Source organism: Azospirillum agricola, from assembly GCF_020005195.1.
Classification (GTDB): Bacteria; Pseudomonadota; Alphaproteobacteria; order Azospirillales; family Azospirillaceae; genus Azospirillum; species Azospirillum agricola.
In genome coordinates this window covers 24,332-39,085 of record NZ_JAIFZR010000001.1, presented here as the reverse complement: position 1 = coordinate 39,085, position 14,754 = coordinate 24,332, and the positions used below count along the sequence as shown (strand labels likewise).

At 72.0% G+C, this 14,754-nt stretch carries 6 protein-coding genes; 5 read left to right on the top strand and 1 reads right to left on the bottom strand.

Going from position 1 to position 14,754, the window contains the following annotated elements:
• Positions 1-717, bottom strand: a complete 717-nt coding sequence (locus tag JN22_RS00050; protein ID WP_223677491.1) for a ParA family protein — start codon at positions 715-717, stop codon at positions 1-3.
• 431 nt (positions 718-1,148) lie between these two features.
• Between JN22_RS00050 and JN22_RS00045 the strand changes: the two genes are divergently transcribed.
• The 5 genes from JN22_RS00045 to JN22_RS00025 all read left to right on the top strand — a co-directional run bounded on the left by JN22_RS00045 (position 1,149) and on the right by JN22_RS00025 (position 14,725).
• Positions 1,149-7,562, top strand: coding sequence for a two-partner secretion domain-containing protein (locus JN22_RS00045; RefSeq protein ID WP_085551977.1), 6,414 nt, complete (start codon positions 1,149-1,151; stop codon positions 7,560-7,562).
• 18 nt (positions 7,563-7,580) lie between these two features.
• The gene (locus JN22_RS00040) at positions 7,581-8,846 is read left to right on the top strand and encodes an NHLP bacteriocin system secretion protein (protein WP_085551976.1); all 1,266 of its coding nucleotides are present in this window, start codon (positions 7,581-7,583) and stop codon (positions 8,844-8,846) included.
• Positions 8,843-11,092: an NHLP family bacteriocin export ABC transporter peptidase/permease/ATPase subunit gene (locus JN22_RS00035; RefSeq protein ID WP_223677490.1), complete on the top strand. Its 2,250-nt coding sequence runs from the start codon at positions 8,843-8,845 to the stop codon at positions 11,090-11,092. The genes JN22_RS00040 and JN22_RS00035 overlap by 4 nt, the downstream gene beginning before the upstream one ends.
• An 87-nt stretch (positions 11,093-11,179) precedes the next feature.
• The gene (locus JN22_RS00030) at positions 11,180-14,158 is read left to right on the top strand and encodes an NHLP bacteriocin export ABC transporter permease/ATPase subunit (protein ID WP_085551975.1); all 2,979 of its coding nucleotides are present in this window, start codon (positions 11,180-11,182) and stop codon (positions 14,156-14,158) included.
• Positions 14,159-14,182: 24 nt separating this feature from the next.
• Complete coding sequence (locus JN22_RS00025; protein ID WP_085551974.1) at positions 14,183-14,725, top strand: cyclic nucleotide-binding domain-containing protein; 543 nt, start codon at positions 14,183-14,185, stop codon at positions 14,723-14,725.
• Positions 14,726-14,754 lie beyond the last annotated feature (29 nt).

Sequence of the window (14,754 nt, the reverse complement as noted above, 5' to 3'; positions counted from 1 at the left end):
TCACAGTCCCAATTCGTGCCGGACGAAATACCAGGCGCCCAGACATTCATCCGCGCCGTTCACCGCGCCGACATCGACGATGGAGCAGCCGATGTCGTCGACCCGGTGCATGTCCTCGATGTCCGGGACCTCGTGCGGCACCAGCCGGCCGATGCGGCCCAGCTCAAGCTTGGCCTCGCGCAGGCTGACCGAGCGGCGCTTGACCCGATTCAGCAGGAAGGCGGCCGGACGGCCATAGTCGCGCAGGAACTCCATCCAGGGAATGACGCTCATCTTGTCGAACCGCCCGACGCCGGTCGGCACCAGCACCAGATCGGCCCGGCGCAACAGAATCTTCGTGGCCTCGGGAAACAGCTCCACCGACGGCGGGGTGTCGACGAAGACGACGTCATAGGCGTCCGGAGCGATCTGCGCCAGCGCGGCCCCGGCATCCTCCAGAGAGCCCTCGAAATGGTCGATGCGGGCGACGTCGTGCGGGCGGCGCAGCTCGTGCCACTGGCCGAGCGTGCGCTGCGGGTCGAAGTCCAGCGTGGCCACCCGCATGCCGTCGCGGGCCGCCGCGACCGCGGTGTTCTTGCAGCTCGTCGTCTTGCCGGTGCCGCCCTTGGGCGCGCTGTAGACCACCCAGCGGGCGGCGGCTGAGTCTGTCTTCTTTACGGGTTTCGGCGGGCGCGGGCCCGGACGTTTCTTCGCAGCGACGGCGGTCGGACTGGCCATCGGTTCCCCCTGCATCGGCATGATAGGCTCTTGTAGCGGATCGGCCGGCGCACCGGAAGGCCAAAGAAATTTACCGATCAAGCCGGCAGCGGATGACGTTACCGGTAACGCTTTTGCCGGCTCCGGCGCATCAAATCCGTCGCCGGTAACGCTTTTCCGTCATGAGGGCGGAGGGATTGCATCCAAAGCGGGCGGCCCAAGAACAGTTGCAAAAAGATTCAACAATTTCCTTGCTATAACAATATCGCCGACCGAAGAAACATCGGGCTGTCGGCAATTTCGGGTGGAGACTCGACCGAAAGCGCAGTACAGTGGTGAAAACAATCCGGCTCCGGATGACGCTGTCCGCAAGAGCCGTTCACGACAGCCGGACGCGGAGCGATGCGGCCGCCCGGCAACTTGGTTGATTGGGCGCGGGGGCTGGTTTCGTCATGTCGGGTGAATTTGCGGATCGTGACGCGTCGTTCCAGCGAAGCGGAGAGCATCGCCCTGTCGAGCATTCCCGATCCGCGTCGGCGCTGCTGCCGCGCCTGCGCGCCAGCACGGCGCTCGCCGGGGCGGCCGGGCTGCTGGTGCTGGCGGCCTCGCTGGCGCCGTCCGCCGCCCTGGCAAACCCGGAGGGCGGCGCCGTCGTCGCCGGGCAGGCGGCCATCCGCTCCAACGGGCCCGGACAACTCGACGTCATCCAAACCACCTCCAAGGCGATCATCGACTGGCAGCGCTTCGGCGTCGGCGAAGGCGAGCACACCCGCTTTCAGCAGCCCGACGCCAACGCCATCACGCTGAACCGGGTGGTCGGGACCGAGCGCTCCGACATCCTGGGGCGGCTGTCGGCGAACGGGCAGGTCTGGCTGGTCAACCCCAACGGCATCCTCTTCGGCCCCAACGCCAGGGTCGACGTCGGCGGGCTGATCGCCACCACCCACGACATCCGCAACGAGGATTTCCTCGCCGGACGCTACAATTTCGAAGGCCGCGCCGGCTCCACCGCGACGGTGGAGAACGCCGGGACCATCACCGTCGCCCAGGCGGGCCTTGCCGCCTTCGTGGCGCCGGGCGTCGCCAACCGCGGCACCATCGAGGCGCGGCTCGGCGAGGTGGCTCTGGCCTCGGGGCGGAAATTCGTCGTCGACCTGTTCGGCGACCAGAAGATCAACATCGCAATGGACGCCAAGACCGACGCGCGTCCCGTCGGCGCCGACGGCAAGCCGGTCGATGCGCTGGTGGCGAATTCGGGCAAAATCTTCGCCGACGGCGGCCGCGTGCGGATGTCGGCCGCCGCCGCCAAGGGGCTGGTGGACCGGGTGGTCAACATGACCGGCACCGTCCAGGCCCGCACGGTGGAGCAGAGGGACGGCGAGATCGTCCTGCTCGGCGATGGTGGCGACGTCGAGCTGTCCGGCACGCTGGACGTCTCGGGTACCGGGGCGGGACAGACGGGCGGCAGCGTCGCCGTGTCGGGCGACCGCACGGCGCTGACGGCGACGGCGCGCGTCGAGGCTTCCGGCCGGGCCGGGGGCGGCGAGGTGCTGATCGGTGGCGACGTGCAGGGCGGCAAGGCCTCGGCGGCGACGCTTGCCGGCCACAACATCCGCCCGGCGCGCAAGCCGGTGCCGCCGTCGGCCGTCACCGTGGTGCAGGCCGGGGCCACCATCGGCGCCGACGCCGTCGAGAGCGGGCAGGGCGGCAAGGTGGTGGTGTGGGCCGAGGACCGCACCCGTTTCGACGGCGCCATCTCCGCGCGCGGTGGCGCGGCCGGCGGCGACGGCGGCTTCGTCGAGACGTCCGGCAAGCTGACCTTGCAGGTGGGGGGAAGGGTCGACGCGCGCTCGGCCGGCGGCCGGGCCGGCTCCTGGCTGCTCGACCCGAACAGCGTCACCATCGTCGACGGCGCCACCGGCACCCTGACGGGCGGGCTTTACGACCCTCCCGGCGCGAGCAGCATCGCGCCCTCGACGATCGAAGCCGCGCTCGACGCCGGCACCTCCGTGACCATCATGACCACGTCGTCCGGAACCGGCGGAACCGGCGACATCGTGGTCAGCAATTCCATCGAGAAGACGGCCGGCGGCGATGCCACCCTGACGCTCCAGGCCTACCGCAACGTCGTCGTCAACGCCGACATCACCTCCACCGCCGGAGCCCTGAATCTGGAGCTGATCGCCAGCAGCGAAGGGCAGGGCGGCGTGGTCAAGGTGAACGGCGCCTCGGGCGCGGAGCGTCTCATCAGCACCAACGGCGGCTCCTTCTGGGCCGGCGGCATGCCGGGGGTAGAGCCGGACCCGGCGGAGGGGCTGAGCGGCAACGACGGCAGCCAGATTTACCGCTCCGGCATCGATTTCTCCTACACCACCGTCCGGACCACCAACAGCGGCGGCGGCGGAACGGGCGGCATCACCCTGCTGGGCAAGGGCGGCGACGATCTCGGCGGCCAGAACCACGGCGTCCTTCTGACGGAAAGCCATCTCCAGACCGGCTCCGGCGCGATCACCCTGACCGGCATCGGCGGAAGCGACCGCGAGGATCCCTATTCCCCCTACAACACCGGCATCACCCTGACGAACTCGACCCTGACCTCGGCAAGCGGCGCGATCCGTTTGACCGGCACCGGCGGTAGGGCGAACATCCAGGACAACGAAGCCATCGTGCTGGCGAACGGCACGGCGCTGTCGACGGCCGGCGACATCACGGTCACCGGATACGACCGCGACGTCCGGCTGGACCAAGTGTCCCTGGTCAGCAGCGGCGGCCAGGTTTCGGTGGACGCCCAGGATTTCGATCTCAGGATCACCGGCGACTCGTCCAACCACAGCACCATCAGCGGCCAGACGGTCCGTCTGTCCGGCGATTTCAGCGTGTCCGTCTCGGACACCGACATCTCGGCGTCCAACTGGGCCAGGCTGTCGGCCAAGGGCGACGTGAGCCTGAGCGAGAGCAGCATCCTCGCCGGCGGAGCGGTGACGCTGAACAGCGACACCGACGAGTCGGACGACGGCGCCGTCATCCTGGATCACGCGACCATCACCTCCACCGGAGGCGGCGCCATCACGCTGGGCGGCGGCGACGATCCGTTCGCGAAGGCGGCCAAGACCCAGTCGGGAATCCAGGAAGCCGGCGTGTCGATCCGCGACAGCCAGCTGGCGTCCAACGGCGGCGACATCTCGATCATCGGCGAAGGCCTCGTCTCCGGCACGTCGGAGGTCAGGGGCGTCGCCATCATCGGCGATTCGACCTCGATCAACGCCGGCTACGGCCGGATCCTCATCCGCGGCACGACGACCTACGAGGCGGGCGGCTACTCCACTCCATCGTTGATCGGCGGCGTGCTGATCGATTCCGGCAGCGAGAGCAACGCCCTGACGATCACCTCGAACTCCGCCGCCGCCGACGCGATCGTGATCGAGGGAAGCGCCGCCCCGGTGACGGCCAGCCAGACCCCCGGCCTGTACATCACCCACGCGACCATGATCAGCGCCCAGGGCGGCGTTCGGCTGAAGGGGCAGAGCGGCCAATCCTCATCGAACACCGTCGTGGCCGGCATCGACCTCCACGCCAACAGCTCCGCCGGCATCAAGGTGATGTCGCACGCCGGCACGGTCACACTGGAAGGGCTGAGGAGCGCCGACCCCAAGTCCACCGGCATCCGCATGACGGACCATGTGCAGGTCGGCAACGGCGTCACCGGCAACGCGGTGAACGTCACCCTGACGGCCGATTCGATGGAGCTGGAGGACAACGGCAACGGCTACCGCCCGCTGATCCTCGGCGGCGGCGCGCTGGTGGTGCAGCCCTGGAGCACGACGGGAACGATCGGGGTCGGCAGCGGCAGCGGCCTGCTGCGGGTGGCCACCGACGGGGAAGGCAACCTGTGGAACTTCGGCGATGATTTCTCCTCCGTCACCATCGGGCGGGCCGACGGGGAGGGGCTGATCACCGTCGGCGGCCTCTTGAGGCTGAACGGGCATCTGACCCTGCGCGCGCCATCGGTGGCCAGCACCCAGCCGGCCATCAGCCTGGATGGCGTCGTCAGGATCATCAACGGCACGCTGACGCTGAACAGCGGTGGCGCGGTGACGCAGAGCGAGCGCATCGAGACGACCCACCTGGAGCTGCTGGGCTCCGGCTCCCACACGCTGGACCACGCCGACAATTCCGTGACCAAGCTCGCCGGCACCACCGGGGCCGTCACACTGACCAACGCCGGCGGCCTGGAGATCGGAAGCGCCGGCGGCAGCGCCGGGCTGACCCTCAACAACGGCACGCTGTCCCTGACCACCACGGGTGGAGGCGTCTATCAGACGGCGGCGCTGCGGGGCGTCAGCCTCCTGACGCTCTCCTCCGGCGGCGCCATCGAGCTGGACCGTTCGGGCGTGGACAACGGGATCGCGGCGCTGGGCAGCGTCCAGGGGCAGGGCAACCTGTTCCTGTCCAACAGCGGCAACGGCCTTCGCCTGACCGGGGCGGTCGGCGGCGGCAACGTCTCCATCCGCACGGCCGGCAACCTGACGCTCGACAGCGGCGCCAGCGTCGCGGCCACCGGCATCGGCAACATCGTGCTGGCGGCCGGCGGACGCTTCGTCAACACCAGCACGCCGCCCACCGGCTCGTCGAGCCTGAGCGTGCAGAACGGCCGCTGGCTGGTCTACGCCGCCAGCCGGGCCAACATGGTCACCGGCGACCTGACGGCCGGCACGATCTATGGCCAGACCTACGCCTCCTACGGCCCGCAGGCGGTGACGGAAAGCGGCAACCTCTTCATCGTCGCAGGCGCGGCTCCGACGTCGCCGCCACCACCGCCGCCGCCCGTATCGCCCCCGGTATCGCCGCCGGTGTCGCCACCGGTTTCCCCCCCGATCTCGCCGCCGGTTTCCCCCCCGGTCTCGCCACCCGTCTCGCCACCGGTTTCCCCTCCGGTGTCGCCGCCGGTCTCACCGCCGCCGCCCCCGCCGGTAACGACGGATCCGGAAACGCCGGCCACACCCGTGTCGCCGCCGGTCTCCCCCCCGCCGCCCCCTCCCGGCGCGACGCCGGTGTCGCCACCGGCGGCCACGGCGAATCCGAACGTCCAGAGCACGCTGCAAACGGTGGCGGCCGTCACCGCCACGCCGGTCACGACGCCTCCGCCCCCGCCATCGGGGGTTGGATCGGCCTCGGCCCAGAACACCGACCCCGTCCGCTTCCTGAACCGGCTCCAGCAGGGCGAACCCCTGTCCCAGGACGGCGGCGGCGACCCGGCCGACACCCCGCCGAACGCTCCGGCGCAGGCTCCCCCGCCACCCCCGGCCGGCGGCGGCAGCGGGCGGCCGTCGGCGCCGGCCGGATCGACGACCGTGACTCTGGCGTCGGGATCGACGATCACCTTCTCGGCCGGCGCCAACGCCGCCCATTCCGCCGGGGCGATGCTGACCCAGCCGAGCCCGCAGATGCTGGCCTCGCCCCAAATCCAGGCGGCGGCGGGCAGCCTCATCCAGGCGGCGTCCGGCGGCGGCATGGCCCAGGCGGTCGCCGAGATCGCCGGCAGCGGGCTGTCGCCGATGGAGCAGCGCGCGGTCCTTCAGAACGTGCCCGTCGCCACCCTGATCGGCGGCTTGGCGCAGAGCGGCGATCCGGTCGCCACCGGCGTCGGCGCCATCCTCCAGGGCATCATGGGGGGAGGGCAGAACGGCTACGCCGAGGTCCGGGCCGCCGTGCAGCAGGCCGGGGTTCCGTCCGCGGTGGCGCGCACCTATCTGGCGATGGCCCAGCGGGTCCAGCGCGAGCAGCGCACCCGGAGCCTGAACGGCGCCCTGCGGCAGCTCGTCGCCGATCCGTCGGCCTCCGACATGTTCACCCGCCCGGCCATCTTCACGACGCTGCCCAGCCTGCGGCAGGGGCGGGGAACGCGCACGCGCGGCAACACCATGACGCTGCGCGGCGTCGTCACCGACAGCGCCAACGTGGCGGAGGCGCGGGTCAACGGGCGCTGGGTCTTCATCGACGAGCAGGGGCAGTTCCGCACCAGCATCCCGGCCACCCCCGGCGAGACCGAAGCCACCCTGACCATGACCGACGAGGCCGGCGCCACCACCGAGCAGCGCATCCGCATCGACACCAACGCCACCGCCGAGCCGGTTCCCTCGGGACTGGGCGGGCGCAAGATCGCGCTGATGATCGCGGTGGACACTTACAAGGACAGCGGCATCCCCGCCCTGGCGACCCCCGCCGCCGACATCGCCCTGGTCGGCAAGGAGCTGAACGATCGCCTCGGCTACGAGACGCGGGTGCTGCGCAACCCGACCAAGGCGCAGATCGGCGAGGCGCTGCGCAAGCTGGGCCGCGAGGTCGGCGACCAGGACCAGGTGATGGTCTATTACGCCGGCCACGGCTACGAGCTGGCGGAGACCGGAACCGGCTACTGGCTGCCGGCCGACGCCAACACCGACAGCGCGAAGAACTGGGTGTCGAACAACGACATCGGCCGCTTCCTCAGCCGCATGCCGGCCCGGCACGTCATGGTGGTGTCGGACAGCTGCTATTCCGGGGCCTTCACCAAGGAGCAGAAGATCGACGCCGGCGCGATCGGCAACGACGACGAGCTGCGCCAGCGCCGTTCGGTGATGGCGCTGTCGTCGGGCGGCGACGAGCCGGTGGCCGACGGCGACGTGAACTCCCCCTTCGCGGCGGCGCTGGTCGAGCGGGTCCGGACGTTGCCGGCTGACAGCAACGGCTTCGGCCTGTACCAGCAGGTCCGCGAGGATGTGACGAAGGAAGCGCCGCAGACCCCGCAGTACGGTGTCATCAAGGCGGCGGGCTACGACGAGGGCGGCGATTTCCTGCTCGCCCTCAACAAGCCGCTGGTGAATTGAGACGGGGGTTCGCCGCGCATGTCGTCCTCACCCTCGGAGCGGCTGTTCCGCAAGGCCGCTCTCGACCGCCTGTCCTCGCCGGAGGAGCTGGACCGTCTCGTCACCCTGACGAGCCCGCGCGGCTGGCTGGCGCTGTCGGCGACGGCGGCGCTGCTGGGGCTTGCGGTGGTCTGGGGCTTCGCCGGCAGCCTGCCGACGCGGGTGACCGGATCGGGCATCCTGGTCAGCGGCGGCGGCCGGGTGTTCGACGCGGTCGCCCCGGCGGCCGGCCTGCTGGTCGAGCCCGCCGTGCGCTCCGGCGACACGGTGACGGCCGGGCAGCTTCTGGCCCGCATCGATCGGGCGGACCTGGAGCAGACCCTGTCCCACGCCCGCGCCGTTCTGGCCGAGCGCGAAGCGGATCTCGACCGCCGCGCCGAGCAGCTCGAGCGCGAGGCCAAGGCGCGGAGCGCCAATTTCGCCAGCCGCCGCGCCGCCCTGGGCCAGGTCGTGGCGGCGGCGGAGACGCGCGTGCAGTTCCTCGACACCATGCTGCGCGGGCAGGAGGACATCGCCGCGCGCGGCTTCGCCACCCGCCAGCGCGTCGAGGAGACCCGGCAGGAGCTGGCCGCCGCCCGCCAGAGGGTCAGCGACGCGAAGAGCCAGCGGCTCCAGATCGACACCGAGGAACTGGACATGGCGAGCCGCGCCGAGCAGGCGCTGTCGGACGGCCGCGACCGTGTCGCCGACGCCCGCCGCCACGTCGCCGAGACGCGGTTGCAGATCGAGCAGACCACCCGAATCCTCAGCCCGGCCGCCGGCCGCGTCACCGAATGGAAGGTGGCCGAGGGCACGCGGATCACCGGCGGCACCCCGGTGGTCAGCGTCGAGAGCGGGGCGAGCCATCTGCAACTGATGCTCTACGTGCCGCCGGAACACGGCAAGAAGCTGAAGCCCGGCATGGACGTCCGCATCGCTCCCTCCACCGTGCGCAAGGAGGAGTACGGCACGCTGGTCGGCACGGTCGCCGAGGTGTCGGACTTCCCCTCCACCCCGCAAGGCATGCTGGCGGTGTTGCAGAACGACCGGCTGGTCCAGCAATTCTCGGCCAAGGGCCCACCCTTCGCGGTCCGGGTCGACCTGCTCCGCGACGCCGGCTCGGCCACCGGCTACCGCTGGTCGTCGGGCGGTGGACCGCCGACCAGCGTCACCAGCGGCACCCCGGCGGAGGGCGAGGTGACGGTGCGCGAACAGCCGCCGATGGCCTTCGTCATCCCGGCGCTGCGCAAGGCGACCGGCCTGTGAGCAAGACCGCGGGCACGCCGGCCGGAAAGCCGCCGGCCGCGAAGCCGGCCGCACCGAAGCAGACGCGCGTCCGTACCCCCACCATCCTGCAAATGGAGGCGGTGGAATGCGGCGCCGCCTCGCTCGCCATCATCCTGGCGCATTTCGGGCGCTGGGTGCCTCTGGAGGAGCTGCGCGTCGCCTGCGGCGTGTCGCGCGACGGCAGCAAGGCCAGCAACCTGCTGCGCGCCGCCCGCGGCTACGGCCTGACCGCCAAGGGCTTCAAGAAGGAACCGGACAGGCTGGCCGACATGCCCTGGCCGCTGATCGTCCACTGGAACTTCAACCATTATCTGGTCTTCGAGGGCTTCAAGGGCGACCGTGCCCATCTGAACGATCCGGTGACCGGCCCGCGCAACGTCTCCCGCGCCGAGTTCGGCGAGGCCTTCACCGGCGTCGCGCTGGCCTTCGAGAGGGGGCCGGAGTTCAAGCCGGGCCGCAAGCCGCCGGGTTTCACCCGCCTGCTGGGACGGCAGCTGGCGCGGTCGCGCGCGGCGGTGGGCTACGCGCTGGCCGCCACGGTCGCGCTGGTTCTGCCGGGGATCGCGCTGCCGGCCTTCACCAAGGCCTTCGTCGACGAGGTGCTGATCGGCGGCCAGCGCGGCTGGCTGGTGCCGCTGCTGCTGGGAATGACGGCGACGGCGCTGGTGCGCGCGCTGCTGACCGCCTTGCAGCAGAGCGCGCTGCTGAAGCTGGAGACCAAGCTCGGCATGGTGCTGGCCAGCCGCTATCTGTGGCGGCTGCTGCAACTCCCGGTGCCCTTCTTCGGCCAGCGCCATCCCGGCGACATCGCCGGGCGGGTCGCCGCCAACGACCGGGTGGCGCGGCTGCTGTCGGGCGAGCTGGCGACGGCGGCGCTGAACCTGCTGACCGTCCTGTTCTTCGGGCTGGTCATGCTGGCCTACGACCCGCTGCTGGCCGGGATCACCGTCCTCCTGACCGCCGGCAACCTGCTGCTCCTGCGCGGAGCCTCGCGCGGGCGCGACGACGCCGGCCGCCGGCTGCTGGCGGAGCAGGCCAAGCTGGGCGCCGTCACCGTCGGCAGCATCCAGGCCATCGAGACGCTGAAGTCCGCCGGGCTGGAAGGGCAGGCGTTCGAGCGCTGGGCCGGCCATCAGGCGCGCCTGCTGTCGGTGCGCCAGACGCTGGGCGTGCATTCGGGGCTGCTGACGGTGGCGCCGGGCTTCCTCAACGCGCTGGGCACGGCGGCGATCCTCGGGCTGGGCAGCGTCCGCGTGATGGACGGGGCGCTGACGGTCGGCGCGCTGGTCGCCTTCCAGAGCCTCGCCGCCAGCTTCTCGGCGCCGGTGGCGACGCTGGTCGGCATGGGCGGCACGCTGCAACGGGTGACGGCGGATCTGCAACGGCTGAGCGACACGCTCGACCATCCGGTCGATCCGCATTCCGGCCTGGCGGGGGAGGGCGGCGCCGCGCTCCAGCCCGACGGGCCGGCGCGGCCCGACGCCGCCAGACTTGACGACGCCAGGCTTGGCGGCGCCGTCGAACTGGTGGACGTGTCCTTCGGCTACAGTCCGCTCGACCCGCCGCTGATCGAGGGGCTGTCGCTGTCGCTCGCCCCCGGCATGCGGGTGGCGCTGGTCGGCGGGTCGGGCAGCGGGAAATCCACCGTCGGCCGGCTGATCTGCGGGCTGTGCCGGCCCTGGTCGGGGCGCATCCTGTTCGACGGACGGCCGGCCGCCGAGATTCCGGCGGGACTGCGCGCCGCCTCCGTCGCCTATGTCGACCAGGATGTGTTCCTGTTCGACGGCACGGTGAGAGACAATCTTACATTGTGGGACGCGACCGCTCCCGAGGCGTCCCTGACCGCCGCGCTGGCCGACGCCGCCATCCTCGACGAGGTGGCCGGGCGTCCCGGCCAGCTCGACGCCCCGGTCGCCGAGGGCGGGGTGAATTTCAGCGGCGGACAGCGCCAGCGCCTGGAGATCGCCCGCGCGCTGTCCGGCAACCCGTCGATCCTGGTGCTGGACGAGGCGACCGCCGCGCTCGACGTGGCGACCGAGGCGCTGATCGACGACAACCTGCGGCGGCGCGGCTGCACCTGCGTCATCATCGCCCACCGGCTGAGCACGATCCGCGACTGCGACGAGATCATCGTTCTCGACCACGGCCGGGTGGTGGAGCGCGGCACCCACGAGGCGCTGCTGGCGCGCGGCGGCGAATACGCCTCGCTGATCGCGGCGGGGTAGGGGGGTGATCTTGATTCGGCAGACCCGGCTTGGCATGGCTGTGACGCCCCCCCGCTTTCATCCTCCTCTCCCCCGCGGGAAGGGGGGATGGTCCACGGAGCCGGGGTGGTGGGGGCCTGCGTCCGCATGAAGCCCGACCTCATTCTCGACCATTCCGCCGCCCCCGCCGCTCCGGTCGCCCCCGTCCTCATCGAGGGCGGCAACCACCGGCCGCTGCTGCTCGACGACCCGGCGCTCGGCTGGCGGGTGGAGGACGGCTACGCCGACCTCTTCCACGTCGCGTTGAAGGACGGTGTTCCGGTCGGACGCCGCCGCCACCTGTTCCGTGCCGAGGCCGGCGCCCTGCTGTTCGGCACGCCCACGCAAGGTGGCGCTGCGCTGGTCGCGGTCGGCTCGATCGGCGCCCGGCTGCGCGGCGTCGACCGCCGGGAACTGGCGGCCGCCGGCGATTTCCAGCCGCGCGCCGAAGCCTGGATCCTGCGCCTGACCGACGCGGCCACCGGCGGCGAGGCCATCTGGCCCGACCGAGTCGCCGAGCCGGGCACGCATCGCCTCGGTCCTGCCGGGCGTCTGCACGCCGATCCCCGCCGTCCGCTGTGGCTGCGGGTGGAGGACGGCGCGGCCTCCTGGCTCGGCAGTCCCGACCTTCCGACGGGCGCCCCACCGCTGCCGCTGACCGAACGCTCCTGGGTCGAGGCGGCCGGCGGCGCCACCTTGTCGCTAGCCGAGGCCTGGCCCGACGCGCCGCTGCTGTGGCCGGCGCTCGACCGCTTCCACGCGCTGGTGCTCGACCGCATCGGGACACGCGTCTCCACCCAGGCGGATCAGGAGGCGCAGCGGGCCCGGCGCAGCCGCGACTCCTCGCGCGACGCGCTGGCCCACGCGCTGGGCGCCATGAGCGGGCTGGTCGATGGCGCGGCGCCCGACGCCGTTCCGCTTCCCGACGGGGGCGACCCGCTGGCGACGGCGTTGACGGCGGTGATGGTCCACATCGGGGCGATAGAGCCCCTGCCGCGCCCGGACGCCGGCCAGGACGGCGCCACCCCCGCCGCCCGCCTGACCGGCCTGCTCGCCGCGGCGCGGCTGCGCAGCCGCAAGGTCCTGCTGCGCGAGGGCTGGTGGCGGGTGGAGGGCGTGGCGATGCTCGGCTGGCTGGGCGCGGAGCGGCAGCCCGTCGCCCTGCTGCCCGGCCCCACCGGCTTCGTGATGCGGTCCGCCGCCGACAGCCGCCGCGTCACCGCCCTCATCGCCGGGCAACTCGCCCCCGACGCCCTGCATGTCTACCGCCCGCTGCCGGCCCGCGCGCTGTCGGCGATGGAGGCGATCCGCTTTCCCCTGCGCGGTCTCGGCGGCGACGGTCTGCGGCTGGCGCTGTGCGGGCTGGGCGGGGCGCTGCTGGCGCTGCTGACCCCGGTCGCCACCGGCCTCCTGTTCGACGACATCATCCCGCGCGCCGAGCATGGGCAGCTCGCCTTCGTCATCGCCGGGCTGGTTGCCGCCGCCGTCGGCGGGGCCGCCTTCGATCTGGTCAAGACGCTGGCGGTGCTGCGGCTGGAAAGCCGGATCGACGGGACGATGCAGGCGGCCTTCATGGACCGGCTGCTCACCCTGCCGGTCGGATTCTTCCGCCGCTTCACGGCGGGCGACCTCGCCGACCGCACGCTGGGGCTCCAGACGGTGCGCGAGATCCTGGCGGCGAGCACCATGGCCGGGCTGCTCGGCTCGGTCTTCGGGCTGGTCAGCCTCGGCCTGCTGCTGGTCTACGACGCGCGCCTCGCCCTGCTGGCAGGGGGGCTGGCGCTGCTCTCCGCGCTGGTGACGGGGGCGCTGTCCTACGGCCAGCTCCGCCACGAGCGCGAGCACATCCGCCGCCAGGGCCGGCTCGACGGGCTGGTGCTGCAATTGATCGTCGGCATCGGCAAGCTGCGCGTCGCCGCCGCCGAGCCGCGCGCCATGGCCGAATGGGCGCGCGGCTTCACCGGGCAGAAGGCCCGCGCCGTCGCCGCCCAGCGCTACGCCAACGCGCTGGAAAGCTTCCACGCCGCCTTCCCGACCCTGGCGTCGGTCGCCGTCTTCGCCGCCGTCGCCCTGCTGATGGAGTCCGACGCGAAGGAGCAGGCGTTGCGGGCGCTGGCCGCCACCCCCGGCGAGGCGCCGCCGGAGCCCTTCTCGACCGGCAGCTTCCTCGCCTTCACCACCGCCTTCGGGCAGTTGCTCGCCTCGCTGACCGCGATGGCGCAGGCGCTGACCAAGAGCCTGACCGTCCTGCCGCTTCTGGAGCGCGCCCGCCCGATCCTCGACACGGCGCCCGAGGTGCCGGCGGGCCGCGACGCGCCGGGCGATCTGGCCGGCGGCGTGTCGCTCAGCCGTGTCGCCTTCCGCTACGGTCCCGACGCGCCGTTCGTGCTGCACGACCTCAGCCTGTCGATCGAGCCGGGGGAGTTCGTCGCCGTCGTCGGCGCGTCCGGCAGCGGCAAATCCACCCTGCTGCGCCTGCTGTTGGGGTTCGAGCGGCCCGACCGGGGCGAGGTCTTCTTCGACGGCCGCGCGGCGGAACGGCTGGATCTGGCCGCGGTGCGCCGGCAGATCGGCGTCGTGCTCCAGAACGGCCGGGTCACCGCCGGCAGCCTGTTCCAGAACATCGTCGGCTCCGCTCCGCTCGGCCTCGACGACGCCTGGCACGCTGCCCGGCTGGTCGGGCTCGACCTGGACATCGAGGCGATGCCGATGGGCATGCACACGGTGCTGATGGATGGCGGGGGCACCCTGTCGGGAGGGCAGCGGCAGCGGTTGATGATCGCCCGCGCGCTGGTCCACCGCCCGCGCATCCTGCTGCTGGACGAGGCGACGAGCGCGCTCGACAACCGCACCCAGGCGGTGGTGACGGCGTCGCTCGCCAAGCTCAGCGTCACCCGCGTGGTGATCGCCCACCGGCTCAGCACCATCCGCGACGTCGACCGCGTCTTCGTGCTGGAGGGCGGGCGGCTGGTCCAGTCGGGGCGTGGCGAGGATCTGATGGCCGTGGACGGACCTTTCAGAAGGCTGGCCAGCCGGCAATTGCTCTAGGATAAGCGGGGGAGGGGAACGATCATGCGCAAGGTGCTGTATATCCTGGGCAATCTCAGCGACGAGGACGTCGAGTGGATGGCGCGGGCCGGCAAGCGGCTGGACGTCGGCGACGGCCATGCGCTGGTCCGCCAGGGCCAGCCCGCCGAGCAGCTCTACATCGTGCTCGAGGGGCACGCCCTGGTGGAGGTCGCCGGGGTCGGCACCGTCGCCCGACTGGGCAGCGGCGAGGTGATCGGCGAGGTCTCCTTCGTCGATTCGGCCCCTCCGTCGGCCACCGTGTCGGCCGACGGCCGCTGCATCGCCCTGGCGCTGAACCGCCGCGACGTCGAGGCGCGGCTGCGGACCGACGGCGGCTTCGCCGGGCGCTTCTACAAGGCGCTCGCCATCTTCCTGGCCGACCGCCTGCGCGGCACGGTGGACCGGCTGGCCTACGGCAAGGGGCAGGCCATGGCGGCCGGCGCCATCATGGAGGACGAGCTGGACGAGGGGCTGCTCGATCAGGTCTCGCTCGCCGGCGCGCGCTTCGACCGCATGCTGAAGACGCTGATGGGGGCTCCCGCCTGACGGCGGTCCTTATCCCGATGAAGCCACGG

Bases quoted from the DNA above. Each gene is read 5' to 3' on its own strand.
- JN22_RS00050 (WP_223677491.1), bottom strand. From the start codon at position 717: ATGGCCAGTCCGACCGCCGTCGCTGCGAAGAAACGTCCGGGCCCGCGC.
- JN22_RS00045 (WP_085551977.1), top strand. From the start codon at position 1,149: ATGTCGGGTGAATTTGCGGATCGTGACGCGTCGTTCCAGCGAAGCGGA.
- JN22_RS00040 (WP_085551976.1), top strand. From the start codon at position 7,581: ATGTCGTCCTCACCCTCGGAGCGGCTGTTCCGCAAGGCCGCTCTCGAC.
- JN22_RS00030 (WP_085551975.1), top strand. From the start codon at position 11,180: ATGGTCCACGGAGCCGGGGTGGTGGGGGCCTGCGTCCGCATGAAGCCC.
- JN22_RS00025 (WP_085551974.1), top strand. From the start codon at position 14,183: ATGCGCAAGGTGCTGTATATCCTGGGCAATCTCAGCGACGAGGACGTC.